This is a genomic window from Streptomyces sp. NPDC048254 (assembly GCF_043201895.1).
Lineage (GTDB): Bacteria > Actinomycetota > Actinomycetes > Streptomycetales > Streptomycetaceae > Streptomyces.
Genome location: NZ_JBICZJ010000009.1, coordinates 240,065 through 266,930, shown reverse-complemented (window position 1 = coordinate 266,930; position 26,866 = coordinate 240,065). Strand labels below are relative to the sequence as shown.

At 72.1% G+C, this 26,866-nt stretch carries 28 protein-coding genes; 11 read left to right on the top strand and 17 right to left on the bottom strand.

The genetic code is table 11. The features are described from left to right. Positions 1 to 5: 5 nt before the first annotated feature. Entirely contained in the window at positions 6 to 1,559 is a 1,554-nt protein-coding gene (locus tag ACGFZQ_RS25795) for a carboxylesterase/lipase family protein (RefSeq protein WP_393842293.1), read from the top strand. A 7-nt stretch (positions 1,560 to 1,566) separates the two neighbouring features. Here the strand turns inward: ACGFZQ_RS25795 and ACGFZQ_RS25790 are convergent, their stop codons facing one another. From ACGFZQ_RS25790 to ACGFZQ_RS25755, 8 genes are all read right to left on the bottom strand, one after another. After that, positions 1,567 to 2,145, bottom strand: coding sequence for a hypothetical protein (locus ACGFZQ_RS25790; protein ID WP_393842292.1), 579 nt, complete (start codon positions 2,143 to 2,145; stop codon positions 1,567 to 1,569). Between the two features lie 111 nt (positions 2,146 to 2,256). Continuing rightward, the gene (locus ACGFZQ_RS25785) at positions 2,257 to 2,544 is read right to left on the bottom strand and encodes a type II toxin-antitoxin system prevent-host-death family antitoxin (RefSeq protein WP_393842291.1); all 288 of its coding nucleotides are present in this window, start codon (positions 2,542 to 2,544) and stop codon (positions 2,257 to 2,259) included. Further along, positions 2,541 to 3,422, bottom strand: a complete 882-nt coding sequence (locus ACGFZQ_RS25780) for a hypothetical protein (RefSeq protein ID WP_393842290.1) — start codon at positions 3,420 to 3,422, stop codon at positions 2,541 to 2,543. Before ACGFZQ_RS25780 ends, ACGFZQ_RS25785 begins: the two co-directional genes overlap by 4 nt. 131 nt (positions 3,423 to 3,553) lie before the next feature. Continuing rightward, the gene (locus ACGFZQ_RS25775; protein ID WP_393842289.1) at positions 3,554 to 4,480 is read right to left on the bottom strand and encodes a helix-turn-helix transcriptional regulator; all 927 of its coding nucleotides are present in this window, start codon (positions 4,478 to 4,480) and stop codon (positions 3,554 to 3,556) included. Between the two features lie 90 nt (positions 4,481 to 4,570). Further along, complete coding sequence (locus ACGFZQ_RS25770; protein WP_393842288.1) at positions 4,571 to 5,497, bottom strand: alpha/beta hydrolase; 927 nt, start codon at positions 5,495 to 5,497, stop codon at positions 4,571 to 4,573. 52 nt (positions 5,498 to 5,549) lie between these two features. Further along, complete coding sequence (locus ACGFZQ_RS25765) at positions 5,550 to 6,011, bottom strand: cupin domain-containing protein (RefSeq protein ID WP_393842450.1); 462 nt, start codon at positions 6,009 to 6,011, stop codon at positions 5,550 to 5,552. A 133-nt stretch (positions 6,012 to 6,144) separates the two neighbouring features. After that, on the bottom strand, positions 6,145 to 6,348 hold the full coding sequence (locus ACGFZQ_RS25760) for a DUF397 domain-containing protein (RefSeq protein WP_393842287.1): 204 nt from the start codon (positions 6,346 to 6,348) through the stop codon (positions 6,145 to 6,147). Then, positions 6,332 to 7,171, bottom strand: a complete 840-nt coding sequence (locus tag ACGFZQ_RS25755; protein ID WP_393842286.1) for a helix-turn-helix domain-containing protein — start codon at positions 7,169 to 7,171, stop codon at positions 6,332 to 6,334. Before ACGFZQ_RS25755 ends, ACGFZQ_RS25760 begins: the two co-directional genes overlap by 17 nt. Positions 7,172 to 7,284: 113 nt before the next feature. Here ACGFZQ_RS25755 and ACGFZQ_RS25750 point away from each other — a divergent pair, with 113 nt between their 5' ends. Next, positions 7,285 to 7,677, top strand: a complete 393-nt coding sequence (locus ACGFZQ_RS25750; RefSeq protein ID WP_393842285.1) for a hypothetical protein — start codon at positions 7,285 to 7,287, stop codon at positions 7,675 to 7,677. Positions 7,678 to 7,683: 6 nt separating this feature from the next. Here the strand turns inward: ACGFZQ_RS25750 and ACGFZQ_RS25745 are convergent, their stop codons facing one another. From ACGFZQ_RS25745 to ACGFZQ_RS25725, 5 genes are all read right to left on the bottom strand, one after another. Beyond that, positions 7,684 to 10,578: a trypsin-like peptidase domain-containing protein gene (locus tag ACGFZQ_RS25745; protein WP_393842284.1), complete on the bottom strand. Its 2,895-nt coding sequence runs from the start codon at positions 10,576 to 10,578 to the stop codon at positions 7,684 to 7,686. Between the two features lies 1 nt (position 10,579). Continuing rightward, the gene (locus tag ACGFZQ_RS25740; protein WP_351737109.1) at positions 10,580 to 10,897 is read right to left on the bottom strand and encodes a trypco2 family protein; all 318 of its coding nucleotides are present in this window, start codon (positions 10,895 to 10,897) and stop codon (positions 10,580 to 10,582) included. A 122-nt stretch (positions 10,898 to 11,019) separates the two neighbouring features. Continuing rightward, the gene (locus tag ACGFZQ_RS25735) at positions 11,020 to 12,408 is read right to left on the bottom strand and encodes a PTS transporter subunit EIIC (protein WP_393842283.1); all 1,389 of its coding nucleotides are present in this window, start codon (positions 12,406 to 12,408) and stop codon (positions 11,020 to 11,022) included. 16 nt (positions 12,409 to 12,424) lie between these two features. Then, complete coding sequence (gene murQ / locus ACGFZQ_RS25730) at positions 12,425 to 13,354, bottom strand: N-acetylmuramic acid 6-phosphate etherase (protein WP_393842282.1); 930 nt, start codon at positions 13,352 to 13,354, stop codon at positions 12,425 to 12,427. Between the two features lie 109 nt (positions 13,355 to 13,463). Continuing rightward, the gene (locus ACGFZQ_RS25725) at positions 13,464 to 14,408 is read right to left on the bottom strand and encodes a MurR/RpiR family transcriptional regulator (RefSeq protein ID WP_393842281.1); all 945 of its coding nucleotides are present in this window, start codon (positions 14,406 to 14,408) and stop codon (positions 13,464 to 13,466) included. A gap of 55 nt (positions 14,409 to 14,463) precedes the next feature. Between ACGFZQ_RS25725 and ACGFZQ_RS25720 the strand changes: the two genes are divergently transcribed. Both ACGFZQ_RS25720 and ACGFZQ_RS25715 read left to right on the top strand, forming a co-directional pair. Then, positions 14,464 to 14,847 carry a hypothetical protein gene (locus tag ACGFZQ_RS25720; protein ID WP_351737117.1) on the top strand — a complete coding sequence of 128 codons (384 nt, stop codon included), beginning with the start codon at positions 14,464 to 14,466 and terminating at the stop codon, positions 14,845 to 14,847. A gap of 10 nt (positions 14,848 to 14,857) precedes the next feature. Further along, on the top strand, positions 14,858 to 15,127 hold the full coding sequence (locus ACGFZQ_RS25715; RefSeq protein ID WP_393842280.1) for a DUF4031 domain-containing protein: 270 nt from the start codon (positions 14,858 to 14,860) through the stop codon (positions 15,125 to 15,127). Positions 15,128 to 15,160: 33 nt separating this feature from the next. Here ACGFZQ_RS25715 and ACGFZQ_RS25710 read toward each other — a convergent pair whose 3' ends face one another. Beyond that, on the bottom strand, positions 15,161 to 16,234 hold the full coding sequence (locus ACGFZQ_RS25710) for a GNAT family N-acetyltransferase (protein WP_393842279.1): 1,074 nt from the start codon (positions 16,232 to 16,234) through the stop codon (positions 15,161 to 15,163). 10 nt (positions 16,235 to 16,244) lie between these two features. Next, positions 16,245 to 16,910, bottom strand: a complete 666-nt coding sequence (locus tag ACGFZQ_RS25705) for a hypothetical protein (RefSeq protein WP_393842278.1) — start codon at positions 16,908 to 16,910, stop codon at positions 16,245 to 16,247. A 47-nt stretch (positions 16,911 to 16,957) separates the two neighbouring features. Between ACGFZQ_RS25705 and ACGFZQ_RS25700 the strand changes: the two genes are divergently transcribed. The 4 genes from ACGFZQ_RS25700 to ACGFZQ_RS25685 all read left to right on the top strand — a co-directional run bounded on the left by ACGFZQ_RS25700 (position 16,958) and on the right by ACGFZQ_RS25685 (position 20,252). Then, positions 16,958 to 17,629, top strand: coding sequence for a maleylpyruvate isomerase family mycothiol-dependent enzyme (locus tag ACGFZQ_RS25700; RefSeq protein WP_393842277.1), 672 nt, complete (start codon positions 16,958 to 16,960; stop codon positions 17,627 to 17,629). Between the two features lie 161 nt (positions 17,630 to 17,790). After that, positions 17,791 to 18,483 carry a copper homeostasis protein CutC gene (locus ACGFZQ_RS25695; protein ID WP_393842276.1) on the top strand — a complete coding sequence of 231 codons (693 nt, stop codon included), beginning with the start codon at positions 17,791 to 17,793 and terminating at the stop codon, positions 18,481 to 18,483. A 147-nt stretch (positions 18,484 to 18,630) separates the two neighbouring features. Beyond that, positions 18,631 to 19,176 carry a helix-turn-helix domain-containing protein gene (locus ACGFZQ_RS25690; protein WP_393842275.1) on the top strand — a complete coding sequence of 182 codons (546 nt, stop codon included), beginning with the start codon at positions 18,631 to 18,633 and terminating at the stop codon, positions 19,174 to 19,176. 17 nt (positions 19,177 to 19,193) lie between these two features. Continuing rightward, entirely contained in the window at positions 19,194 to 20,252 is a 1,059-nt protein-coding gene (locus ACGFZQ_RS25685) for a threonine aldolase family protein (RefSeq protein WP_393842274.1), read from the top strand. A gap of 31 nt (positions 20,253 to 20,283) precedes the next feature. Here the strand turns inward: ACGFZQ_RS25685 and ACGFZQ_RS25680 are convergent, their stop codons facing one another. Next, positions 20,284 to 22,386, bottom strand: coding sequence for a HelD family protein (locus ACGFZQ_RS25680; RefSeq protein ID WP_393842273.1), 2,103 nt, complete (start codon positions 22,384 to 22,386; stop codon positions 20,284 to 20,286). 400 nt (positions 22,387 to 22,786) lie between these two features. On the opposite strand from ACGFZQ_RS25680, the gene ACGFZQ_RS25675 reads away from it, so the two are divergent. Continuing rightward, positions 22,787 to 22,972, top strand: a complete 186-nt coding sequence (locus ACGFZQ_RS25675; RefSeq protein ID WP_393842272.1) for a hypothetical protein — start codon at positions 22,787 to 22,789, stop codon at positions 22,970 to 22,972. A gap of 132 nt (positions 22,973 to 23,104) precedes the next feature. Next, positions 23,105 to 24,238 (top strand): glycosyltransferase 87 family protein, encoded by a 1,134-nt coding sequence (locus ACGFZQ_RS25670; RefSeq protein ID WP_393842449.1) that lies wholly within the window; start codon positions 23,105 to 23,107, stop codon positions 24,236 to 24,238. Here ACGFZQ_RS25670 and ACGFZQ_RS25665 read toward each other — a convergent pair. Further along, positions 24,151 to 25,839, bottom strand: a complete 1,689-nt coding sequence (locus ACGFZQ_RS25665) for a DNA repair helicase XPB (protein ID WP_351737135.1) — start codon at positions 25,837 to 25,839, stop codon at positions 24,151 to 24,153. The two genes, ACGFZQ_RS25670 and ACGFZQ_RS25665, sit on opposite strands and share 88 nt — an antisense overlap. A 239-nt stretch (positions 25,840 to 26,078) precedes the next feature. Between ACGFZQ_RS25665 and ACGFZQ_RS25660 the strand changes: the two genes are divergently transcribed. Next, positions 26,079 to 26,624: a hypothetical protein gene (locus ACGFZQ_RS25660; RefSeq protein ID WP_393842271.1), complete on the top strand. Its 546-nt coding sequence runs from the start codon at positions 26,079 to 26,081 to the stop codon at positions 26,622 to 26,624. The last annotated feature ends 242 nt before the right edge of the window (positions 26,625 to 26,866 follow it).

The window sequence follows — 26,866 nt, the reverse complement described above, 5'->3', positions numbered from 1 at the left end:
CGAGCATGACGACAAGTCAGTCTCCGGAGCCGACCCATGCCGCAGAGGGACCGGTCGTCCGCACCGCGGCGGGTGCTGTGCGCGGGTTGCGGGAGGACGGGCTCGCGGTCTTCAGGGGCATACCGTTCGCCGAGCCGCCGGTGGGGGAGGCGAGGTTCGCGGCACCCCGCCCGGCACGCGCGTGGGACGGGACGCGCGAGGCGTACGCCTTCGGTCCGCCGCCCCCGCAGGACCTGGGCATCCAGGGGCGCACGGGTGTCCTGGAGGCACCCGAGGGCGACGACTGGCTGACGGTGAACGTGTGGACACCCGACCCGGACCCGGCGGCCCGCCGCCCGGTGATGGTGTGGATCTACGGCGGCGCCTACAAGCTGGGCCACTCCGGCAGCCCCGGCTACGACGCCCAGCACATCGCACGTGACGGCGACGTGGTCGTGGTCTCCTTCAACTACCGCGTCGGCATGGAGGGTTTCGTCCAGATCGAGGGGGCGCCCGCCAACCGGGGCCTGCTGGACCAGGTGGCTGCGCTGGAGTGGGTGCGGGAGAACATCGCGGCCTTCGGCGGCGACCCCGACCAGGTCACGGTCTTCGGGGAGTCGGCGGGCGGCGGATCGGTGGCCGCGCTGCTGGCGATGCCCCGTGCGCGGGGCCTGTTCCGGCGGGCGATCGCCCAGAGCGTGCCGGGCACGTTCTTCTCCACCGAGCTGGCCGGGGACATCGCGCAGGCCCTCGCGGCGGAGGCCGGCCTGCGCCCCACGCTGGCCGACCTGGCGACGACCGACCCGCGCCGGCTGCCGGACGTGGGGCAGTCGCTGGGCATCAAGATGCCGCAGTACATGGGCCGTTGGGGCCAGATCGCACCGACGATGACACCGTTCTCCCCGGTGGTCGACGGCGAGGTGTTGCCCACCACCCCCTGGCAGGCGCTGGCCTCGGGTTCCGCCCGGGACGTGGACCTCCTCGTGGGTCACAACCGCGACGAGTACCGTCTCTTCCTGGTCATGGGCGGGATGTACGGCAAGATCACGGAGGAGCAGGCGACCGGCGCCCTGCGGCTGTTCGCACCGGGCGGCGAGGCGGGGGTGCAGGCCTACCGCGAGGCCTTCCCCGAGGCGTCGCCGGACGAGCTGTACGAACGGGTGCAGACCGACTGGCTCTTCGGCATACCGTCACTGCGCCTGGCGGAGGCACAGACCGCGGCCGGCGGCCGGGCCCACCTGTACGAACTGACCTGGGGCGCCCCGGGCAACGGCGGGCTGCTGGGCGCCTGCCACGGGCTGGACATCCCGCTGCTGTTCGGCACGTTCGAGGCGGACCTCGCCAACCTCCTCTTCGCGGGCACGGACGTCACCCCCGAGGCCAAGGCCCTCTCCGCCCGCTTCCGCACGGCATGGACGGCGTTCGCGAAGACGGGAGACCCGGGCTGGCCGGAGTTCGACGTCCAGGACCGCCTCACCCAGGTACTGGACACCACACCGACGGTGACGTCGTACCCGGAGGAGCGCAGCCGAAAGCTCTGGGAGGGCCATGAGTTCACCCCCTCCCCGCTGCTCGGCTGACCGGGGCTCAGAGGTTGCCGAGGGGCTCGATGTCCACGTGGACCGGGGTACCCCAGACCCGGAGCACCTCGTAGTCGGTGAACTCGTGGACGAGCCGGTAGGCCATGGCCGGCCGGGACCCGTGGCGCTGGGCGTTGAGGTAGAGCTCGGCCTCGCGCCGGTCGCGGCGGGGGGTGCCGCACAGCTCCCACTCCCGGCCGTTCCACGCCTCCGGCAGCCACCGCTGTTGGGCCTGCGGCCGGTCGGCCCGCACCCCGTACCGGGACATCGAGGGTCCCGCGGCCGTCTCGCCCTGCACCGGCCGGGGCCCGCCCGTGAACTCCGACCGCCGGGCGGCCCGCCGCCGCGTCTCGCACAGCAGACACAGATCCGGGGCGCTCTCGTCCACGGGCCCCTGCGGATGCTCGGCACACCGGGTGGTGGGCGCGGCGGCGCTGACGCTCTCCTCCAGCAGGTCGAGAGCGCGCCGCAGGTCGTCCTTGACCTCGTGCAGCTTGGCGTCGGGCGTACTGCCGGTCAGGGCCTCCCCGTGCTCCCCGAGCAGACGAAGGGCACGACCCAGGGCGGTGAGCTGGGAGTGGTTCATACGTTCCAGCGTGGCATACGGCGCCGACAACGCCGTCGGAACGTGACGTCAGGTGCTGCGACCGACGTCGGAATTCGTTCATGGCGTGGTGTTCCCACACCACCGCGTGGATCACGAAGCGACCCCTCGGCCGTCCTCTTCCTCCAGCTGCGCCATGAACTCGTCATGCGCCATGGAGGGCCCGGACGAAGCCGCCTCACGTGCACGCGCTTCGGCGACGTCCGCTTCGTCCCGAAGCCGCTGAAGTTCTTCGAGATCACTTATCGGGATGAGTGCGGCGGCAGGCTTGCCGTATTCGGTGATCAGGATGTGCTCCTGCCCGTGCCGGACCCGGCCCACAAGCCGGCCGAGCTGGTTCCGGGCTTCCACAAGCGGATACGTCTCCAGGGAAGCCTTCATGCGGGTGTCCCCTCTCGGTGTTGGTTCATCGCGCCACGGATCTCGGCGACGCGGGAGCGGACCTCGGGAGGTGACAGGGGCGTGTTGTGGCTGCGGGGGGCGCCCTCGCCGCGGCATGCGCCGCAGATGCCGCCCGGCAGCGCCTCCGGGCGGCCCGGCGTGCGGCACCTCGCGCACTCCAGGATCCGCAGCGGCGGGCGAGTGGGGGACGGGACCGGTTCGGGTGGGAGCTTGTCGGCGAGGCGTTTGCGGAGCAGGGCGGCCGGGTGGTGGACGGGGGAGGGCAGGCCGCTGGTCAGGGCCCGGAGTACGTACTCGTCGGTGGCGCCCCGCGCGAACCACTCCGTAAGCAGCGGAGCGAGGGCCGCGCAGTCGGCCTGGGAGAGGGACAGCACGGGCGCCGTCCGGCCGAGGGCGGCGAGGAGGATGTGGGCGCGGGTGCGGGTGGGGCGGGCCCGGTCCGGGGGCTGCTCCCGCTCCGGTACGCCGCCGCGCGTGAACGACGCCCACCAGTCATCGCCGCGTGCGGTACGGGACCACCACGATCGGGTGATCCAGTGCTGGCTCCCCGACCCGGCGAGATGTTCCCGGCCACGCCTCAAGTGGCCCGCCCGCTGAAGGGCGTTGAGGGCGGTGCGGAGGGCGCACTGGCCGTACGGGAGGTGCTTGGCCAGCGTCTTGACGGAGATGTCGGCGCCGTCGGGGAGACGGTCGACGTACGCGGCGATGGCGGCTTCGCGGGGCGGGAGGTGGGCGAAGTCGTCGTTGGTGCGCCGATGTTGACCGGGCGCGGACCGCTTTCCGTAGCCGGGACCGGCCATGGGGTGCGAGGCGGCGTGCGTGGGCAGGGGGGCGGCAGTAAGCTGGCTGTCAGCCATGGGGATCGTTGTGTCCGATCTCTTTGGTCAAGCCCCCGCAGGTGTTGGTAGCGCCTGACGGGGGCTGTTCTGTTCGTTATGCGGGCACGCTAGACGATCGTGACTGTGTGTGGCAAACCGAACGCGTGCCGTCAACTCTCGGGGTGGGAGGGTGGGTTGAGGCCCTCCACCCGTTCCTTGAAAAGAGGGCTCGGGGCTGGTGGCTTGAGCCTCGGGGACGTGCGCAGGGCGGTCAGTTTGTCGGTGTCGTCGAGGTCGGTGGCGGGCGCGTAGACGACGATGCGGAGGTCGGAGCCGGGGACCGTGAGGACGTCGAGGTCGAGGGTGAGGTCGCCGACCAGGGGGTGTTCGACGGTCTTGCGGTCGCCGGTGTGGAGGCCCGCGGTGCCGTTGGACCAGAGCCGGGCGAAGCGGGGGCTGGTGCCCAGGAGCCGGTCGACGAGCAGGGAGAGGCGGGCGTCGTCGGGGTGGGCCAGCGCCGTGACCCGCAGGTCGGCCACCAGGGACTCCTCCTCGGCCTCGTCGCCGGCCCAGGACCGTACCGGCCAGGCGGCGATGGCGTCGACCCGGTGGCCGCCGGGGGAGCGGAACATCCCGGCGACGAGACTGCCCTGGTCCCAGCCGTAGGCGCGGGGGTCCCCTATGACGGCGGTCCACATCCGGTTCCAGCTGAGCAGCGTCCAGTCGGCGGCGTAGACCGCGACCGGTGCGTCGCCCAGTTGCCGGACGAGCCGGTGGACCCTCGGCGGCACCTGCCGCGGCACGTCGCCGGTGGCGGGCGGGGTGAGCCTGGCGCACCGGAACAGGTGGTCGCGTTCCTCGGCGTCCAGGCGCAGGGCCCGGGACAGGGCGCCGACGACCTGGGCCGAGGGGTTGCGGGCGCGGCCCTGTTCGAGCCGCACCACGTAGTCGACGGACAGCCCGGACAGCCGGGCCAGTTCCTCGCGGCGCAGACCCGGGATGCGCCGGTCCGCACCGGATTCCAGCTCGCCCGTCAGGGGTGAACGGCGCTCCCGCCAGCCGCGCAGGGCGATGCCGAAGTTGTTCGTCGTTGCCATGCGGGCATCATCGTGCGCAAATGTTTGGATGATCTGCGCGCGATGGAACTCTTGTGCCACATCTGGGTAAAGGCCTGCCTGTGGTGGCGGTCAGGAGCTGAGCGCGGCCTCGGCGGAGGTCCGGGCGGCCGCCCAGTGGGCCCGGGTGAAGGCGGCGGCGGACTCCAGCGCCTCGTCGGCCTCGTCCAGCATGACGGCGAACGACTGGAAGACGTGCGGGACTTGGGGCCAGACCTGGAGGTCGACGCGGACGTCGTCGGCGGCGGCGCGGGCGGCCAGCCGGACGGCGTCGTCCAGCAGGATCTCGTGCGAGCCCACCTGGACGAGCAGCGGCGGCAGTCCCGTCAGGTCGGCGAAGACCGGGCTGGCCAGCGGTTCGGTGCCGGGCGTCGTACCGAGGTAGTCGCGGGCCCGGGTGCGCAGGGCCTGCGGGGTGAGCGCCGGGTCCAGGCCGGCCTTGCCGGTCGTGCTGGCGCCGGACACCGTGAGGTCGGTCCAGGGCGAGAACACCGCGGCCGACGACGGCTGGGGCAGTCCCGCCGACTTGAGGGCGACCAGCGTGGCGATGGCCAGGCCGCCTCCGGCGGACTCGCCGACGAAGGCGGTCCGGGCCGCGGGGACGCCCTGGTCGAGGAGCGCGCGGTACGCGGCCACCGCGTCCTCGACGGCCGCGGGGAACGGGTTCTCGGGCGCCAGCCGGTAGTCGACGCAGACGGCACGGGCGCCGACCCGCCGGGACACGTCGGCGGCCAGGCCCGCCGCGTCGGCGGCGGAGCCGATGGCGTAGGCGCCGCCGTGGAAGTAAAGCACCACCTCGGACGGATCGCCGCCGGGCGTCTCGACCGTGACGACGGGGACGCCGCCGAGCCGGCCGGGGGTGGTCGTGACATCGGGAGGCAGCGGTATCGAGGTCATCATCGTGCGGAAGGCCGCGCGCGCTTCCGCCACGTCGCCTCCGACGTCGAGCGGGGCGTGCCGGAGCATCTCGTCGAGGTCGCGGCGTTGCTGCCCGGACATGGCTGTGCCTTTCGTAGCTGGGCGGAGGTGGAGGTGCCGACGGTGCCGGTGCTCAGCGCGGCGGGCCGACGATGATCTGGCCGTACAGGTCGGCGGCCTCGGCCATCAGGTCCTTGGATATCTCGAACCCCTCCGGCCGGGCGGTCGACATGTCGCGCCCCGCGTGCCGGAACATGCCCTCGATGCCGCCCGGAGTGCAGATCATCAGCAGGTCGGCGGTGGCGGAGGTGATCCGGTAGCCGTGCGGGACGTTCTTGGGCAGGTAGACGATCCCGCCCTCCGACAGCTCCAGCTCCTGGTCGTCCGACCACACCAGCGCGGTGCCCTTGATCAGCATGAAGATCTCGTCCTCGCGGGTGTGCACGTGGTACGGCGGCGCCTCCCCCTTGGCGACGCTGAACCGACCCACGGTCAGCTGCCCGTCGGTGGCCGCGCTGTCCAGGAGGACGGCGAACTGTCCGCCGTCGAGCCATTCGAGCTTCTGCTGCTGGTCGGGCTGGGCGAGGTACATCATGCTCACGGCGAGGTCCGTTCGGTGTGGGTGACCGGTGTGGGGTGACCATCCCGCGCCGATGATCCTCTTCGGGAACAGGCCGCCGCCAGATGCGGGGGTGGGACCAGCAGTACCACCGGCCATGACCACGGGGTTACTGCTTGACGCCGTTCACGAAGGCCGACCAGGCCTCCGGCCGGAACGCGAGCCTCGGGCCGTGGGGGGCGGTTTTGGAGTCTCGGACGGGGATGAGGGGCGCGTGGCGCTCGGCTACTTCCAGGCAGTTGTCGGCGTTGCCGCTGTAGCTCGACTTGATCCATACGGCCGTGCTCAGCTCGTGGTCAGGGATGTTCCTCATGAGCGTAATCCTGCGCCAACGCATCCATCAGGGCTAGGGACTTCTCCTGCGAGAGCGCGGAGGCGACGAGGAGGTCAAACACGAACCTCAGTTGGGTGACGGTGGCCGGGTCGTCCTCCAGACGTCCGGTGCGGACTCCTTCCAAGTAGGCCAGCGGAGGAGCGTCCTCGAAGTCCATCAACTTCAGCGCGCCTTCCATCGCGGTGTGCGCACCTGCGCTGAGCGGCAGCACCTGCGCGATGACCCGGCCCCGGCGGACGAGACCGGCGATGTGGCTCAGGGCCTCCGCCATCACCGCTCGGCCACCTGCCCCCCGGTGCAGCGCCGCCTCGTCGAGTACCACCCACAACAACGGCTTTGTCGGATCGTCGAGCAGGCGGACCCGTGCCATCCGGTTGTCCACCCACTCCTCGATGGTCTCCTCCGGCGTGGTCGGGTCGTACGCGCGGTTCACCGCTCGTGCGTAGGCGGAAGTCTGCAGCAGACCGGGGATCAGGAGTGGTGCGTACTGCCTGATGGCCGTCGCCTGGGTCTCCGACTCGGCCGCCTCTGCGAAGTGGTCTTGATATCTCGACTTAGCCGCCGCCTTGCAGTTCCGGGCGAAGAAGCCGTCCCTTCCCAGGACTTCGTCCAGAATCCGCGCGTACTCCGGCAACATCCGCCGCGTCCCCGCCTCCAACTGCCCGATGAACGACCCGCTCACGAAGAGCCGTTGCCCCAGTTCCGTCTGGCTGAGGCCGGCCTTCTCGCGCGCATGGCGTAACTCGGCCCCCAGGAGCGCTCGTGGCGAGGACGACGGGTCCAGGTCCTTCGGTGCCGCCATGGGCAACTCCCTGTTCCACGGACGAGGTTGTTGGGATGTCGTATCTAGCCAGGTTAGAGCGATGACCGACACGCTGTGTTGCGAACAGTGAACTCAGCGTGGAGGTGGAAAAGGTGCGGCCGACCGAAGAAGTCGTGGAGTCGTTGCGGATGGCCCTGAAGGGCGCCGGGGTCATGCTGCCGTCGTTGTGCGTCGATCCGGTGACCGGGGCTAGTGACGAGCCCTTTGCCCTGGTCGAGCTGGGGCGCTGCAACGTCCGGGTGGCGGAGCGGCTGGCCTCGGTGGTGCGCGGTGAACGGCCGCCCGTGGGGACGTGTGTGACGGACGTACGGGACGGTCGGATCGGCGAGGTGATGGGGCACGTCGGCGGCAAGGTGCAGCTGCGGCCCGTGGCCGGCGGGCGGGAGTGGGACTGTCCGGCGGAGTCGCTGGCGCTCACGCCGCCGGACGAGGTGCTGCGGGAGCAGGTGCGGTGGGCCAACAGGGCGCGGGGGATGCACTGTTGAGGACGGTCAGTCCGGTTGCGAGTCGCGTGTCTTGGAGAGCAGCTCCGCGGCCCGCCGACGGTGTCTGCGTCCGAGGGTGGTGTCGTCGAGGAGTTCACCGAGGACGATCCGCGCTCGCTGCGGGTCGATCCACGAGAGCGACTCCGCGGCCTCCAGGCGGTGGGCGGCCCTCGTCGCGGGATCCCGGGCGACCTTCTCGTGCAGTGCGGTGGCTGTGTCGTGGTCGGCTTTGTGTATCAGCCATCCCACTGTGAGGCGTCGGCTGATGTCCAAGGTGGTGTCGTCGGCGAGGTCGCGCAGTAGTTCCGCCAGTCCGGGCTGCTTGTCGAGCGTGTTCAGCACCACCACTGCCCGTATCCGGTCCTGGGGCGGCACACTGCCGTCGCGGGCGAGGGCGTGCAGTCGTCGGACGGCGGTCGCCGGATCGCTCTCGATCAGGGCCAGCGCAGCTTTCAACCGGTGCGACGGTTTGGCATCGTCTGGCGTGTCCGGGGCGAGGTCGTCGAGGAATCGGGCGGGTTCCATCGAGGCGAATCCGGTGTACAGGCGTACCGCGAGCGCGCGTACGTAGTCGTCCGCCTTGGGGTCCTGGGCGAGATCACGGGAGGCTTCCACGCCGGCCGTCATGTCGACGGTGCTGAGCGTCACGGCCACGCGAAAGCGTTCGAACGCGGCCAGCGACCGGTCGCGGCTGAGTCGGCGGAGCAGACTCACGGAGTCCTTGAGCACGTCCTCGGACAGCCAGGTTCCCGACTGCGCCTGGTCGATCAGGAACCGGGGGCCGTCGGCGCCCGCACGCCCCGAGGTCATCAGGGTCAGGAACTCGGCCTTGAGCGGGTGGTCGTCAGGCGTGAGGTCGAGGAGGAAGCCGCCGAACGGGTCGTTCTTGGGCGGGGCCCAGTCTCTTCTGAACCGTCGGCGAGCCTGGGACCGACGGAAGAAGATCTCCCGGAAGACGACCTGGAGTCTCTCCTCCTCGTCGGCGGCATGGCGGGCGGCGAAGTACTCCAGGAAGGTCTGGTGAGTGAAGACCAGGTCGTCCGAGCGCCGGGTCAGCAGTCCGGTGCCGCACAGGACCGACTCCAGGAACTCCCGCCAGCCCTTTTCCGGCACCGCCGTCGGCCGTTCGGCGGACTCGTGGTCCTGTACGACGTCGAGGGCGGGCCGGCCATCGTGCTCGTCGGCGAAGAGCAGCCGGTGGGCGAGGTCGGCGAGGATCGGCCGGAGGCTCTGGACGGTCCGTTCCGCCCCGGCCTCGGCGTCGGAGCCGTACTGCCGCAGGGCGGCCCGGGCCTGTTCCATGGCGCCGGCGGCGTACTGGCGCTCGTGCAGCAGGTCCACGAACCTGCGGTAGAGGTCGCCGCGCCCGCGAGGGGGTGGTTCTGCCGGGGCTTTGGCGCGGAGCTGGCAGAGCATGGACATCATGAGCGGGACCCGGGCGAGATCGATCAGGCCCATCGCGTGCAGCGTGCCGAGGAACCGCTGTGCGGTCTGCTCGGGTTCGGTGACGTCGAGGGCGCGGAACCAGCCGGTCGCGACGTGTTCCAGCTCGTCGGTGCGGAACGGTTCCAGCTCGTAGCACGGGACCTGGGGGCCGAGGATGCCCTGTTCGGCCTCGCGCACGGGGCGGGTGGCCACGACGAACGCGTACTGGTCGCCGGCGTGGGCCACGGTCCTGAGGACGTCCTCCCGGCCGGAGACGCTTGTGATCTCGTCGAGGCCGTCGACCAGCACCAGCCAGCCGTGCCCCGGGGCCGGACGGTCTTCGAAGAAGGTGTCGGGGACGGGGGACGTGAGGCCGTACCGGTGGAGCTGGGCGTTGACGGTGTCGGCGAGGGCTCTGCTGAGGGGAGCGCCGACCAGGGCGGCGGCCGGCACCAGGACGGGCGCGGGGCCCGGGTCGGCGGTGCCGTCGAGCCACTGTGCGGCGCCGTGGGTGAGGCGGGTGCGCAGCAGGCTGGACTTGCCGCCGCCCGGTCCTCCGACGACCAGACAGACCCCGTCACCGGTCAGGACCTCGTCGGCCGGCTGTGGCGGGGAGGCGGGGAGCAGGCCGCTCGCCATGAGTCCGGCGTTCCCGGCTCTCTCCTCGGTGGGCGAGTTCCGGCTCACGACCTGCTGGCGCACGTAGATGTGGGACAGCGGCGGCATGGTGCCGGGCATGACTCCGGGGTACGGGTGCCGGGTGGCGGCGAGCCGGGCGGCACGCAGATAGCGTTCCAGGTCCGTGCCGCCGACCTGGCTCAGCCGGGGACGGCCGCCGCCGTGGCGCTCCAGTACGTCGGCGAAGCCGGGGTCGTCCACGAACGACCGGGCCGGACACGCGTGCAGCCGGCGGTTCCGGAACGCCTCGTCGTCGTGGATGACGACCCCGACGAGATGGTCCCGGCAGAAGACCGCGCTGCCGGAGGCGCCGGACCAGGCCTTGGCGCCGCCCCCGGAATCCGCTTCCGGTGCGGGGCCCTGGTCGAGGACGTACCGGTCCTGTTCGCCGCTGCCCCCGCCCAGTACGGGCAGCTCTCCCCGCAGGTGCTCGACGCCGTACTGCCCGTTGCCCGTCGTCGCGGCCGGGAAGCCGAGTGCTTCGTAGGGGAGGGGGTCGTTGCCGACCGGGCGGCCCCAGCGCACCGCGCCCGGTGCCTCGACGGACTCGTCGAGCAGGAGCAGGGCGACATCGCGGCCGTCGGGGTGGGTCCAGCAGACCTGTGCCGCGCAGCGCCGTGTGTCGTCCTGGGGGTGCCCCACGCGTACGTCGATGCGCGGCCAGGCGGCGCCCGGGTGCTCCTCGACGACGTGCCGGGCGGTCAGTACCAGGCGCGGTGCGATCAGGTACCCGCTGCCGATGCGGCGGAACCCCGTGTCCTCTCCGCCCCTGACCAGGGTGAGGCGTCGGCGGTCCACCTCAGCCCTCGTCGTCCCAGGAGCCGGACTGCGGCCCGCCGATCTCGGGGCTGCCGCCGCCCGTCGCCCGGTCCCTGACCCGGAGCTTCAGCGTCAGCTTGTGCGACCGGGCCGACGAGTGTCCGGCGCCCGCGCCCGCCGTGGCCACCCCGAACTGGAGTTTCCCTTCGCCCTTGACGTCGTCGCGGAGTTCCAACAGCAACTCCAGCTGGGCTTCCTGGATCTCGAAGGCGAACTGTTCGTGCGTGCCCCGGTCCTGGGCCTCGTACAGTTCCTGCCGCAACTCCTCGATGGCTGCGGCCAACCCGATCGTCGCCATGGCAACTCCCCCTGAATGCGCGCCTCGTACCCGGAAGTGTGCCCTCACAGTGTCAGGGACCGCGGAAACTGGCCAACTTCTGTGTCCCGCCCGGCTGAAGAACCTCGGCGACGACGTGGACGTCACGTTCTACTGGGATCGCCGTTGAAACTCACGTAGGTGGCGAGGAAGCCGACGGCGTAGCCGGTCAGCAGGCCGCCCGCGTAGACCGCCGCCGCCAGGGCCGGGCCCCTGTTCCCCGTCAGCAGGGGGAACAGGGCCCAGCCCGAGGGGCCGATGGCGGTGGCCCCGACGCGGTTACCGAGTACGGCGAAGAACCCGACGAAGGCCCCGCCCGCCGCGCCGCCCGCGCAGGCGGTGAGGAAGGGGCGGCCGAGGGGGAGTGAGACGCCGTAGATGAGGGGTTCGCCGACGCCCAGCAGGCCGGCCGGGAGGGCGGACCTGATGGTCGTACGGAGTGAGGTGTCGTGGCGGAGGCGGACGTACACGGCCAGCGCCGCGCCCACCTGGCCGGCGCCGGCCATGGCCAGGAGGGGGAGCAGGACGGTGTAGCCCTGCTGCTGGATGAGGGTGGTGTGGATGGGGATCAGGGCCTGGTGGAGGCCCAGCATCACGAGGGGGAGGAAGAGGCCGCCGAGGATCAGCCCGGCGAGGGGGCCGGTGGTGGCGAGGAGCCAGTCGGCGGCGGTGCCGATGGCGGAGGAGACGACACCGGCGCCGTACATGAGGCCGTACAGGGTGGCCAGTCCGGCGACGAGGACGGTGACGGTGGGGGTGAGGAGGACGTCGAGGGCGTCGGGGACGCGGCCTCGGCACCACCGCTCGACGTGGACGGCGAGCAGGGCGGCGGCCAGTGCGCCCAGCACCCCGCCCTGCCCCGGCGCGAGGGCCACGCCGAAGGCGGTCACCTTCGCGACGCCCGGGTAGACGACGATCGCCGCGACCGCACCGCCGAGGACGGGCGTCCCGCCGAACACCTTCGCCGTGTTGTAGCCGACGAAGACGCTGATCAGGGCCATGAAGCCGGAGGCGATGGCGGCGAGGGCGGGGGTGAGCGAGGGCAGCAGGCCGGCGTTGACGAGAAGCCCGTTGAGGCCGGCCAGCACCCCGCAGCCGATCAGGGCGGGGATGAGCGGGACGAAGACGTCGGCGACGCGGCGCAGGGCGGTCTTGAGGGGGGTCGCGTTGCGCCGGACGCGCGCGGCGCGCAACTCGGCCCCGCGGGCGGCGAGCTGCTCGGCCGCCGCCGCTTTCTCCGTCGTCAGGAGTTGCTGGAACTCGGCGGTCACCGTCACCACCGCCCCCGGCCCGATCACCACCTGGAGGGTGTCCCCGTCGGGCACCACCCCCAGCACCCCCGGCACCGCCCGCACCGCCTCCCCCTCCACGAGTGAGGGATCGCTCAGCCCCAGCCGCAGCCGGGTCATGCAGTGGGCGACGGAGGTGATGTTCGCGGGGCCGCCGACGAGGGGCAGCAGGGCGGCGGCGGTGTCGTACGGCGATCTCTGCACACCCCGAGCGTGCGGGTCAGTCGGCCGCCGTGGCGAGCGCGGCGCGCAGACGGCCGCCGGACTCCTCCAGAAGGCGGGCGGCGGTGGGCCCGTCGACACCGGCCAGGATCACCAGGACGGCGTTCTTCACCTCGCCGCCGGTGGCGGTGAGCGCCTGCTCGATCTCCTCGTCCCCGGCCCCGGTCGCGAGCGCCACGATCCGTCTGGAACGGGCGCGCAGCTTCTCGTTCGAGGCCCGGACGTCGACCATCAGGTTCCCGTAGGTCTTGCCGAGCCGGATCATCGTGATCGTCGACAGCATGTTGAGGACGAGCTTCTGGGCGGTGCCGGCCTTCAGACGGGTGGAGCCGGTGAGCAGCTCGGGGCCGACGACCACCTCGATGCCGTGCTCGGCGGCGGCCGCGAGCGCGCTGCCCGCGTTGCAGGAGAGGCCGACGGTGAGGGCACCGAGGGCGCGGGCGTGCTCGACGGCGCCGACGGCGTAGGGGGTGCGGCCGGAGGCCGAGACACCGACGACCGAGTCGAGGGCGTCCACCCCGAGGGCGTCGAGGTCCTTCCGGGCCAGTTCGGCGGAGTCCTCGGCGCCTTCCACGGACGTGACCATGGCCTCCGGCCCGCCCGCGATGACACCGACGACCTGACCGGGAGCGGTGTTGAAGGTGGGCGGACACTCGGAGGCGTCGAGCACCCCGAGCCGCCCGGCGGTACCGGCACCGGCGTAGACGAGCCGCCCGCCCTGGGCCATCCGGGCGGCGACGGCGTCGATGGCCCCGGAGATCTCCGGCAGCCGCACCGCCACGGCGGCGGCGACCCCGGCGTCCTCCCCGTTCATGAGACGCGCGATGTCGAGAGTGGAAAGCGTGTCGATCTCGGAAAGCTCCGGCCGAAACGCCTCGGTGGTGAGCGCTTCGAGTTCGGTGCGGAGAGCGCGATGTTCGGTGGTCATGGAGAACGGTTCTTTCTGACTCGGTCGAGTGCGCCCACCAGGGGCGCGGGGAACTGCGCGACCAGCCACATCCGGCCCGCACGCGCCCACGACGATCAAGCCCTACGGTCTATCGCGGCGCATTCCGGTGCCGATGTGCCAACGCCTCGTACGACGCCGCCAACGCCGGAGCCGCCGCCTCGTACGTCCGCTGGGCCACGCCCACGAACAGACAGTCCACCACCAGCAACTGACTGGTCCGCGAGGACATCGCGGCCGGCCGCAGCTCGCTCTCCCGCGAGGTCGAGGTCGTCAGCACATGGTCGGCGTACTGCGTCACCGAGGAATCCGGCCGCCCGGTGATGGCAACGGTCGTGGCCCCCCGCTCGAACGCGACCCGCAAGGGTTCTATGACATCCCCGGTGGACCCGGAGTGCGTGATGGCGATGGCCACGTCACCCGCCCGCAACTGCACCGCGTTGGTGACCGCCAGATGCGGATCGCTGTGCGCGTGCGCTATCAGCCCTATCCGCAGCAGCTTCTGCGTGAGGTCCTGGGCGACCAGCCCGGACGCCCCGATGCCGTAGACGTCGGTCCGCCGCGCCCCGGCGAGCGCGCTCACCGCGGCCCCCAGCTGCACGGTGTCCAGGCCGGCGGCCGTGTCCGCGAGGGTCTGCTGCTCGTCGTAGGCGAGCTTCGCGACGACGTCGGCGATCGGATCGTCGACGGCTATGTCGGTGGTGATCGCGGGCGCCCGCCCCGACTGCTGGTGTGCGGCGAGCCCGGCGAGGGCGAGCCGCAGATCGCGGTAGCCGGGGTAACCGAGCAGCCGGGCGGTGCGGACGACGGTCGCCTCGCTCGTGCCGGTGCGCTCCGCGAGCCCGGTGACCGTGAGGGCCGCGCAGCCGGCGGGGTCGCCCGCGACGGCTTCGGCGACGCGCTGCATGGAGCGGGTCATGGAGGGGGCGAGGGTACGCACCTTGGCCGCGAGGGCGGCCGGAGCCGGCGGTGCTTTGCCGGGGGCCGGGGGCCCGCCCGGACTGTCGCCGAAAATTTCCTTCACGTTCTCGGTCACACCTGAAAGATATTTTCGTTTCGGGCGGCTGGTCAAGACCGCGCACAATAGGACCATGGACCCCGTAAGCCCCCTGGAACAGGCGCTGCACGCAGCCCGCGCCCTCGTGCTCGCCGACCTGGTCGCGGGCGAGGTCGCCGAGGCGGACGTCGTCTCACTGGTCGAGGACTCCGTCGTACAGCGGCGCTGGTGGGTCCAGCAGTGGCCGGACGGGGCGGAGTACGTGGCGGGGCTGGTCGCCCAGGACGTACAGGACGCGCTGCTGGAGCGGTACGGCCGCTGGCCGCTGTGCCCGGTGTGCGGCACCGGCGACCCGCACGCCCTGGACGTCGAGCCGGAGCTCGGCCCCGACCCGCACTGGGTGTGCCACCAGGCGGGCGTGAAGGTCGCCTCCGTCGGCTCCCTGGGCCGGGCGACGGGCGGGATGGCGTCCTCATGACGGTGCTCTCATGACGGTGTACATCGACCCGCCGGACTGGCCGGGCCACGGCCGCATGTGGTCCCACCTGGTCAGCGACGTCTCCTACGCCGAACTGCACGTCTTCGCCGAGGGGCTGGGCGTCCCCCGGCGCGCCTTCGAACGCGACCACTACGACATCCCGTCCCACCGCTACCCGGACGCGGTACGGGCCGGCGCGGTGGAGGTCAGCAGCCGCGAGGTGGTACGGCTGCTGCACGGAGCGGGGCTGCGCAGACGCAAGAGCGACGTGCCCCGGTAACGGCCACTACCGCGCCGAACTCGACGACGGCCCCTACCGCGCCGCCCGCAGTTCGAAGGCCAGCCCCTCCCCGTCCTCGCTCACCCTGGTGAAGCCGGCCCGGGCGACGACCGCCTGGGAGGGGAGGTTGGCGGGCTCGACGGTGGCGAACAGGGAGCGTACGTCGTCGCGGGGCAGGGCCCAGTCGGCCAGGGCGCGCAGCGCCTCCGTCGCGTAGCCGTGGCCGCGGGCGGACTCCGTCAGGTCGTAGCCGATCTCCACCCGGCCCTCCTCGTCCGGCGCGGAGTGGAAGCCCATGCCGCCGACCGCGCGGCCGTCCTCCCGGCGGACCAGGGCGAAGACGCCGAACTCCGGCCGGTGCACGCCCCCTTCGTACGCCTTCAGCAGGAAGCCGGCGGCCTCCCGGGTGCCCTCGTAGGGGCCGTCCTCGGTCCACTCGAAGCCGCCGTCACCGCCGAGGCTCAGGTCACGGGCCTCGGCGGGGCGGATGCCGACGAGGTCGAGGCGGTCGGCGGGGATGACGAGGTTGTTGTGCCAGCGCCACTCGGTGACCGGGGCGCGGCCGGGCAGCTCACCGCGGCCGGTGGCCCACAGCAGGGTCTCCCAGGACGTCCGACCGGGCTGGACGTGCGGGAAGAGCAGGGTCAGGACGGACTCGGCCAGTTCGTCGGAGGGCTGGTAGGTGATCCCCAGACCCTTCGTCATGTCGTGCGTGTGGAGCAGGACTTCGGCGATGCCCATCGCGGCGAAGCCGGCCCGGTCCGCGCTGCGGAAGGGGTACGGGTGGAAGGCGCGGACCGCGCGCGGGGTGGTCCGGACGGTGGCGGCGAGCAGCGCGCCGGTCGTCTCGATCACGTGCAGCAGGCCGGAGTTGTCGGTGCCGTCGTCGAGCTTGAGCCCGAAGGGCACGTAGGCGTCCTGGGCGCGCCCGGCCAGGTTGCCGGCGTACGCGACGAGGTCGTCGGCGACATGGAGCGCCGTCTCGTGGCAGTTCCAGTCCAGGCCCCCCGCCTTCACCTCCGTCCAGTCCCGTGCCACCGCCGGCCGCAGTGCCGCGACACAGCTCGCGACGGCCTCTATTACCTGATCCCCGCCCATTTCACGCATGCGTCGCACCCTAGGACGCCGGATCCTCCGCGGTCGACAGCATTTCCAGCTCGGCGGCGAGGTTGTAGCGGGCGGTCGGCTCCCATTCGGCCCTGCCGTGCGGGGTTCTGAAGAGTCTTGGCAGGTCGAGGAGTTGGCGCAGGATCGCGGAACGGCCGTCGCGGAAGGCGTCGTTCGGGACGAAGTGGTACTCCTCGCGTACCTCGGCGGTGTAGACGGCGTACGCGGCGGGCGGGGCGGCGAGGATCGCCAGGTCGGCGTCGCACAGGACCTCGCCGTTGCGGTCGCCGGGGGCCGGGTCGTGGGTGACGGTGAGCCGGACCAGGCGGGCGACCTCGGCGGTCCCGGCCCCGGAGACCCCGGCCTCGGGGAGGGCGCGTTCGGCGAGACGGGCCGAGCGCTCCTCGTTCGTCGACCGCTCCGGCAGATACACCGCGTCGTGGAACCAGGCGGCGAGCCGCACCAGATCGGGGTCGTCCGCGTACTCCTCCAGTACGTCGACGTGGTCGAGGACCGCCGTGAGGTGGGCCAGGGTGTGGTACCGGCGCTGCGGCTCCTGCCAGCGGCGCAACAGCTCGTCGGCGTACGGGTCGGTGTCGGGGTAGCAGGTGTCCTCGTCCCGCGCCATCTGCACGGCGCGCCGCCAGCGGAAGCGCAGTTTCTGGAGATCGGCCATGGCCCCATTCTCCCGCGCGCCACTGACATGCCCCTAGCGTGGACGGCATGACTACTGCTGACGACGTACGTGATCCCTCGCTGCCCGGACGTCTGCTCGCCGTCGAGCGTGACGCGCTGCTTCCGCTCCTGCGCTCCCGGCCGGACGCGGACTTCGCGCTGCCGACCGCCGCGTGTCCGGGGTGGACGGTGCGCGACGTGCTCGCGCACTGTTCGGCCGCGCTGAACCGGGTGGTGGAGAGCCGTTTCGAGAAGGGGGTGTTCTCGCCCGAGTCGAACGACCGGGACATCGCCGACCGCGCCGACTGGACGAACGCTCGGGTCCTGGACGAACTGGAGCGCGGGATGACCGAGGCCGGGGAGGTGATCGCGGGGCGGGCCGACGGGGCCTGGGACGGGATCGCTTTCGGCGAGTGGGTGCACGCCGGTGATGTCCGTGACTCGCTCGGCGAGCCCGGGGCCTACACCGGCGCGGGCCGGCCGTACGCGCTCTCGCTGCTGGCCCGGGTCACCCGGGACCGGGGGCGGCTGCGCCTGCAGGCCGACCTGGACGACGTGGACGACCCGCTGCATCTGGGCGTGCCGAGCGGCACACGGACACCGGCCCGTTTCATCGGCGACTCGCCGACGCTCGTACGGCTGTACACGGGGCGGGCGGTCGACGGGGCGTCGTACGAGCTGACGGGAGCGGCGGTGGAGGAGCTGAATCTGTACGGGTGAGGGGCTGAATCTGTCCGGGTGAGCGGCCGGGGGCGGTCTCGCGGCCGTATACGGACCCCACGTACCCTGGGATTGGACTAGACCTCCTGCGGTCGGCCGGTCGGCGCTGCGATCGGCCGACCGTGCCAGGGGTACACGGGGAACACCACGGAAGGGGCCCTATGAGCACGCGTGCAGTCCTGGAGGTGATCGCACTCGACGCCGAGGACGCGGTCGCCGCCCAGGCCGGAGGCGCGGACCGCCTCGAACTGGTCACCGACATGGCGGCCGACGGGCTGACCCCGCCGCCCCGGACCTTCACCGACATCCGGGCCGCCGTCGACATCGACCTGCGCGTGATGCTGAGGCTGGCGGACGGGTTCGCGGCGGGGGACGTCGACCGCCTGGTGGGGGTGGCCGGGGAGCTGCGGGCGGCGGGGGCCGACCAGTTCGTGCTCGGGTTCCTCGGTGCGCACGGGGATGTGGACCTGGCGGCCGTGGAGCGCGTGGTGGCCGAGCTGGCGGGCTGCCGCTGGACCTTCCACCGGGCCATCGACCGCGCCGCCGACCGCGACGCGCTGCGCAAGCAGCTCGCCGACCTTCCGGGCCTCGACACCTACCTCACCGCGGGCGCGGCGACGGGCGTGGACGAGGGGCTGCCCACCCTGCTGGCCGAGGCGCGGCGCCGCGGCGAGCCGGGGTACGGGCCGACGCTTCTGGTGGGGGGAGGCCTGCGGCTCGACCATGTGCCGGGGCTGCGGGCGGCGGAGATCGACGCGTTCCACATCGGCGGCGCGGCGCGGCCGGGCGGCTGGGACGGACCGGTCTCGGTGTCGGCCGTACGGGAGTGGCGGCGGGTGCTGGACGAAGGGTAGGTGTCCTCCCCTCCCTGGTGTTCATTTAAATGAACACCAGGTTCGCCATATCGGTATGGCCTGTTATAGTGAACGAATGGTTCACTCAAACGTCTTCTGGGGCCGTTGATGGGCCCGGGGACCGGGCCCGGGACCGGGCGGCAGCCGGTGAGCAGCACCGCGGCCGCGGTCGGCGCGAAGATCCGGCTGCGCCGTCAGCAGCGGGGCATGAGCGCGGCGGAGATGGCCCGGCGCGCCGGGCTGAGCAAGGCCACCCTGTCCCAGCTGGAGGCCGGCCGGGGCAACCCGACCATCGACACCCTGGACGCCATCGCGATCGCCCTGCGCATCCCGATCGCGGACCTGCTCGCACGCGACGCCGACACCGGCCCGGTCTACCGGCCGGGCACGGAAGCCGAACCCGGCGACGTCACCCGCGAGTTGCTGCGCCGCATCAGCAGCGGCAACAGCCTGGAGATCTGGCGGCTGCGCATCCCGCCCGAGACCGAGCTGGCCGGTGTCCCGCACGCCACCGGCACGATCGAGCACCTGCTCGTCTCCACCGGCCACGTCACCGCCGGACCGGTCGACGCCCCGCAGGACCTCGGCCCCGGCGACATGCTCGCCTTCGCCGGCGACGCCCCGCACTTCTACCGCACCGGCGCCGAGGCGGTGGACATCACCGTCGTCTTCGCCTCTCCCATCAGCGCCTGAGAACGGGAACACCCCTCATGAGCACCGTTGCCACCACCCCGTCCGGCCTGTCCTTCATCAGCGACAACATGGCCGGCGCCTCCCCCCGCATAGCCGCCGCCGTCGCCGACGCCGCCACGGGTCAGGTCCTGCCGTACGGCAACGACCCCTTCACCGAGCGCGCCCGCCGCAGGCTCGCCGAGATCTTCGAACGCGACGTCGACGTCTTCCCCGTCTCCACCGGATCCGCCGCCAACGGCCTCGCCCTGGCCGCCCTCACCCCGCCGTGGGGAAGCGTCCTCGCCCACCAGGGCAGCCACATCCACCACGACGAGTGCGGGGCACCCGAGTTCTTCACCGGCGGTGCCAAGCTCGTCGGACTCCCCGGCCTCGACAGCAAGATCGACCCCGAGGCGCTCCAGGCCGCGGTGCGCCGCCGCGCCGGCGACGTCCACAGCGTGCAGCCGTCCGTGGTGAGCATCAGCCAGGCCACCGAGAGCGGCAGCGTCCACACCGTCGAGGAGATCCGCCGACTGTCCTCGATCGCCAAGGACGCGGGCCTGCGCGTCCACATGGACGGCGCCCGCTTCGCCAACGCCCTGGTCCACCTCGACGCCACCCCCGCCGAGATGACCTGGAAGGCGGGGGTCGACGTGCTGTCCTTCGGCGCCACCAAGAACGGGGCGATGACCGCCGACGCCATCGTCTCCTTCGACCCCGCCCTCGCCACGGAACTGGCCTTCCGGGCCAAGCGCGGCGGTCAGCTCACCTCCAAGATGCGCTTCCAGACGGCCCAGCTCGACGCCTATCTCACCGACGGCCTGTGGCTGGACAACGCCCGCCGGGCCAACGCCATGGCCGCCCGTCTCGGCACCGGCCTCAAGGCCATCCCCGGCGTCGGCCTGCTGGCCGTCCCGCAGGCCAACATCCTCTTCTGCCGCCTGCCCCAGCACGTCACCGACGGCCTCCTCGCCGAGGGCTACGCCTTCTACCATGACCGCTGGGAGCCCGGCATCGTCCGCTTCGTCACCGCCTTCTCCCACCACGCCGACGACATCGACCAGCTCCTCGACGCGGTCCACCGCCACAGCGCCTGAACCCCGTGGCGGCGGCCCGGGACCGGGTGCGTCAGGTCAGCTGGGGCGGCAGCGGGGCCGTGTGCGTCACGATCAGGCCGGAGACGGCCCGGGTGAGGGCGACGTAGAGGCGGCGCAGGCCGGTGCGTTCGTCCGGTTCGCCGTCGACCACCGCCTGCGGTTCGTCCAGGACCACGTAGTCGTACTCCAGGCCCTTCGCCAGTGACGCCGGGACCAGGGTGAGACGGGTCTCGGCCGTCGTCTCCTCGCCGGGGGCGAGGTATCCGACGCCCGCCGCCGTCAGGGCCTCCGCGAGCGCCGGTACGCGCGCGTCCGCCGCGATCAGGCCCGTCGATCCCTCGTTGCGCAGCAACTCCTCGCAGGCGGCCACCACTTCGCCGGTGGCCGTGACCTGCCGGAGTGCGAAGAAGCCGGGGTTCTCACGGACCGACGCCACCGGGGCGAGGCCGGGGGCGATGTGCGGGAGGAGCCGGGAGGCGTACGTGATGACGTCCGTCGGGACGCGGAAACCGGCCGTCAGTTCCTCGATCACACCCTCCGACTTGCCGAGGTGGGACAGGGCCTCGTCCCAACTCCGGGTCGCCCAGGGCGTGGTGCCCTGCGCCAGGTCGCCGAGGACGGTCGCCGAGCCGGTGGTGCAGCGGCGGCCGACCGCGCGGTACTGCATGGGGGACAGGTCCTGCGCCTCGTCCAGGACCACATGGCCGAGGGAGTGTGTCCGCTGGACGAGATCCGTCGCCTCGTCGATCAGCACGGCGTCCGCGGGCGACCACTTGGCCGCCTTGACGCTGCGCACCGCCTTCGCCCAGCCGATCGTCTTCTGCTCGTCGTCGGTGAGGATGCCGTCCGCGTGCACGGCGAGGAAGTCCGCGTCCGTGAGCAGGCGCAGCACGAGTTTCGCCGGGTCGACCGGCGGCCAGACTTGTTTGACGGCAGCCTTCACCGCCGCGTTGCGGGCCACCGAGTCCTGTACGCGGTCGTCGGGCGCCTCTCCCGACCGCTCCATCTGGACCAGCACGGCGTGCGCGATGCGCTGCGGCAGGGCCTCGCGCGCCGCGCCGTACCGGATGCCGCGGTCCAGCAACTCCCCGACGATGACCTCCAGTTCGTACGCCGGGACGCGCCAGCGCCGGGAGCCGCGCACCACCACGATGGGTTCGGTGGGCATCGTGACGTGCGCGTACACCGCCCTGCGCAGCACCTCCGCCATCCGGGCGTCGCCCTTGATCACGGCGGCGGGCGCGGTGTCGGTGCCGCGCACCTCGACGTCCTTCGCCACCAGGTCGTCCACCGTCGCCTGCTGCACCGTCAGCTCGCCCAGCGCCGGGAGTACCTGCTCGATGTAGTGGAGGAAGGAGCGGTTCGGGCCGATGACCAGGGTGCCGGTGCGGGCGAGGCGCTCGCGGTGGGCGTACAGGAGATACGCGACCCGGTGCAGGCCGACGGCGGTCTTCCCGGTCCCCGGCCCTCCCTGCACGCACACGGTTCCGCCGAGCCCGCTGCGCACGATCTCGTCCTGCTCGGGCTGGATGGTCGCGACGATGTCCCGCATCGGGCCCACGCGCGGGCGCTCGATCTCCTGCTGGAGCAGCTTGCTGGTCCGGGTGGCCTCGGCCGGGTCGGACAGGCGCTCGTCCTCGTACGCCGTGATGTCGCCGCGGGTGTACCCGAAGCGGCGGCGCAGCGCGACGTCCATCGGGTCCTTCTTCGACGCGCGGTAGAACGGCTGCGAGACCGGGGCCCGCCAGTCGATGACCATCGGGTCGCCGTCGTGGTCGTGGACGTGCCGGCGCCCGATGTAGAAGCGCTCGCCGTACGCGCCCTCGGCCTGGTCGGCACCGGGGGCGTGCAGGTAGTCGAGGCGGCCGAAGAACAGCGGGGTGTCGCTGAGGTCGGCCAGCGCCTTGATGCGCTCCTCGATCTGGCGGGCGAGCACCTCGGCGTTGACCCAGTTCGCGGTGACGTCACGGATGTCCAGCGACTCGGCGTCCTCCCGCATGGCCCGCAGAGCGGCCCGGGAGCCGGTGAGGTGGGCGCGCTCGCGGGAGAGCGGGTCGGTGGCGGGTTCGGTACGTGGATCGGCTCCGGGGTCGGCGGGCGAGTCCGTGAGGGGGTCGTGGGCGGGCGTGGACAAGGGGGTGCCTCCGAAGGCCTGCGAGTGGGTGGCGCTCAGGTGTGCGTGGCGCACAGGTGGCGATCAGCCGACCGGTTTCCGTCCGGGCGGCGGCACTCCGGGGAAGGAGGCGGGCAAGAGCGGAGATTCTAGTGAGGGGAGGGCGGGGGAGGCCAATGGATTTCCCCCGGATGCGCCGAGGGGGTGCGGCGGGCGCTGAGGAGGGGCCTGGCCTGCGCAATGGGCGGGGTGGGCGGCGGGCGTTTCTCCGGGGCGGGGGCCGGGTCCCCTAGGGGGTGTGTCCCTCGTGGGGTGGGGCGGAGGTGGGGGGTGGGGTCCATCGGCGGGTGGACTGGCGGAAGCCGGAAATTGGACCCGTGGACCGATGCCGTACTTGTGCCCGAAGTTCCACCATTGAGGCATGAGCGCAGCAACCATTCATCCAGTCCACTCCGGTCCGCCGGGTGCCACCGCCCTGGACGGAGTCCCGCACCCCCACCACCGTCTGGGCGACGCCCTGCGTGCCGTCAAGGTCTTCGTCGGCGCCGCGTTCAGCGTCGTCATACTCGGCGAATACGGCGAGGAAGCAGGCATACATCGTAAGTGACGGCATAGTGTCACCTCCGTGCCGAACCGGACGGTGACGTCATGCCCCCTGCTCTCCCTCTCCCGTTCCCTCCCTCTCCTGGCAGTCTCCCTTTCCTCCTTCGCCGCCCTCTGCGTCCTGCTGCACGCCCCGATGGCCGATCTGCTGGTCTACCGGGCCGAGGGCGAGGCCGTGGTCCACGGCAGTGACCTGTACGGCTTCACGGTCACCGAGTGGCGGCTGCCGGCGACGTACCCGCCCTTCGCGGCGGTCCTGTTCGTTCCGACGACCTGGATCCCCGTCCCGGCCCTCAAGGCGGCGTTCCTCGCGGGCAACGCGCTCCTGCTCGCCTGTCTCGTCGCCCTCTCCGCCCGCCTGGCCGGCCGCACGGCACCCCTCCCCGCGCTGTGCACGGCCACCGCCCTCGCCCTCTGGCTGGAGCCGGTCTTCCAGACACTGCTCTTCGGCCAGATCAACCTGGCGATCGCCTGCCTGGTCCTCTGGGATCTCACCCGCCCGCCCGGCGCCCGCGCCCAGGGCCTGGCCCTGGGCATCGCGGCGGGCGTCAAACTCACCCCGGCGATCTTCATCGCCTACCTGTTGCTCACCGCACGCAGAAAGGAGGCAAGCGTCGCGACGGCGTCCTTCGTCGGTACGGCACTGCTCGGTGCCCTGTTCCTCCCCGCGGCGACCGTGGACTTCTGGACGCGGCGCCTGTTCGAGACCGGCCGGGTCGGCAAGGCCTGGATCGTCGACAACCAGTCGCTCCAGGGCCTGATCGCAAGGGTGACGGGCACGGAGGCACCAGGCCTGGCCTGGGCGCTCCCGGCGGCCGTGCTCGCGGCGACGGGCCTGTGGCTGGCGATCCGCGCCCACCGCGCCGATGGCGACCGCTGGGGCATCCTGCTCACGGCGTTCACGGCCCTGCTGATCAGCCCGATCAGCTGGTCCCATCACTGGGTGTGGTGCGTCCCGCTGCTGGCGGTGCTCCTGGCGGAGACCCGCACGGCCCTCGCGCTCACCGCCGCCGCCCTCTTCACCGCCCGCACGATGTGGCTGCTGCCGCACCAGGGCGACCGGGACCTGCACCTGCCGTGGTGGCAGCAGCCGTGCGCGGCGCCGTACCCGCTGCTGGGGCTGGCGCTGCTGGCGGGCACGGCCGTAGCCCTACGACGGCACAGCCGCGCCCTGCCGGGTACTCAGCCTTCCGTGCCCTCCACGTCCTCGGCGCGCCCGGAGCCCTCCGTGCCCTCGGCGAGGAGCTCGTCCGCGTCCACGATCCGGTAGGCATAGCCCTGCTCCGCCAGGAACCGCTGCCGGTGGGCGGCGAAGTCCTGGTCGATCGTGTCGCGGGCGACGACGGAGTAGAAGTGGGCCTGGTGGCCGTCGGCCTTGGGGCGGAGCACCCGGCCGAGGCGCTGGGCCTCCTCCTGGCGGGAGCCGAAGGTGCCCGACACCTGGATGGCGACCGTCGCCTCCGGCAGGTCGATGGAGAAGTTGGCGACCTTCGACACCACCAGCACGCTGATCTCGCCCTGGCGGAAGGCTTCGAAGAGCTTCTCGCGCTGGGCGTTGGAGGTCTCGCCCTTGATGACGGGGGCGTTCAGGTGCTCGCCCAGCTCGTCGAGCTGGTCGATGTACTGGCCGATGACCAGGATCTGCTGGCCCGCGAAGCGGCGCACGATCGCCTCCGTGACCTTCCGCTTGGTCGCGGTGGTCGCACAGAAGCGGTACTTCTCCTCGGTCTCGGCGGTGGCGTAGGCGAGCCGCTCCGAGTCCGTGAGGTTCACCCGCACCTCGACACAGTCGGCGGGCGCGATATAGCCCTGCGCCTCGATCTCCTTCCACGGGGCGTCGAAGCGCTTGGGCCCGATGAGAGAGAACACGTCCGATTCCCGGCCGTCCTCACGCACGAGGGTGGCCGTCAGCCCCAGCCGCCGGCGCGCCTGCAGATCGGCGGTGAACTTGAAGACAGGAGCCGGCAGCAGATGGACCTCGTCGTAGACGATCAGACCCCAGTCCCGGGAGTCGAAGAGTTCGAGGTGCGGGTAGACGCCCTTCCGCTTGGTCGTGAGCACCTGGTACGTCGCGATCGTGACGGGCCGGATCTCCTTCCGGGTCCCGCTGTACTCCCCGATCTCGTCCTCGGTGAGACTCGTCCGCTTCACCAGCTCGTGCTTCCACTGCCGTGCGGAGACGGTGTTGGTGACGAGGATCAGGGTCGTCGACTTGGCCTGTGCCATGGACCCGGCACCGACCAGCGTCTTGCCCGCCCCACAGGGCAGCACGACGACGCCGCTCCCGCCGTGCCAGAAGTTCTCCACGGCCTGCTTCTGGTACGGCCGCAGCGCCCAGCCGTCCTCGGCGAGCTCGATCGCGTGCGCCTCGCCGTCCACGTATCCGGCGAGGTCCTCGGCGGGCCAGCCCAGCTTCAGCAGCGTCTGCTTGATCTGCCCGCGCTCGGAGGGGTGCACGGCCACGGTGTCGGGGTCGATCCGGGCGCCGACCAGCGGGATGATCCGCTTGGAGCGCAGGATCTCCTCCAGGACCGGCCGGTCGGTGGTGGTGAGCACCAGCCCGTGCGCCGGGTGCTTGGAGAGCGTCAGCCGGCCGTAGCGGTCCATCGTCTCGGCGATGTCGACCAGCAGCGCGTGCGGCACCGGGTAGCGGCTGTACTCGACCAGCGCGTCCACGACCTGCTCGGCGTCGTGCCCGGCCGCCCGCGCGTTCCACAGCCCCAGCGGGGTCACCCGGTAGGTGTGGATGTGCTCCGGCGCCCGCTCCAGCTCGGCGAAGGGCGCGATCGCCCGACGGCAGTCGTCGGCCCGCTCATGGTCGACTTCCAGGAGCAGCGTCTTGTCGGACTGGACGATCAACGGACCATTCACGCGCGGCACCCTTTCCCTTTCGGCTCATGCGGCCATCGCCATGGCGGCCATCGTCATGGGCCAAAGTTCCAGTGTGCCTCATGGGTGAGCGATCACCTCCGCCGATCGGCGCGACGTACACCGTCCCTGCCCGGCTTTTGGGGGTGTCTGATCGTCCCGTGCAACCTTGAGCCCGTTTCGGGTGTCATGTCCCGAGGGGGGAGCCGCGCAAGGCGTGTGGCTCGGGGAGGAGGGGTGGGGTGACGTCCGTACGTATCTGGGGGGTAGGCGCCGGGGCGGTGGCGGTGCTGGTGGTGACGGCGGTGTGGGCGCAGGGGTCGGCCGGTGTGGACGCCGGTCTGTGGGCCGGGGTGCGCCCCGCGATAGAGGCCCGGCTCGTGGCACAGGCCGCCGGCACCGGCGCCGGGGAGAGCGAGCCCGCTCTCAGGTCGCGGTGGTTCTGCCGGGCGGAGGCCCTGGACCTGATGGAGAGCGAGGGCCAGGTGCGGGCCGGGGTCAACACCCTGTGCCTGGAGTACGGCGAGCGCGCCGGAGCCCTGGTGGAGTGCGGCGGCGCGCAGATACCGCAGGTGGTCCGGCTGGAGCGGGACTCGGCACACGGCGGCTACCGCGTCGTCTCCGAGGAAGAGCCGCCGGACGGCGAGGGCTACGGCAAGTGGACGGCGAGCCACTTCAGCCGCTACGCGAAGTCCCGCCTCGACGAGGAGATGGAGTCCACCGGACTGGAGACGGTGGCCCGCACCCACTTCGCCCTGCCGGCGAACGCACCGGTGCGGTACTGCTGAGCACTTTTGCGGTGAGCGCCGTGACGGACCGCCGTTCGGCCGACGCCGACGCCGCGGCCGGCCCCCCCGGCGGAGCCGCATGGCGACGCAGCCCCACGCCCCTTCACGGCGCTGCCGAACCGCGGCCGCCCTTTCACGGCGCTGCCGAATCGCAGCCGCTCCTTCGGGGTGCTGCCGGACTGCGGCCGCCCCTTCGGGGTGCTGCCGGACTGCGGCCGCCCCGCCGCGGTGCTACCGGACTG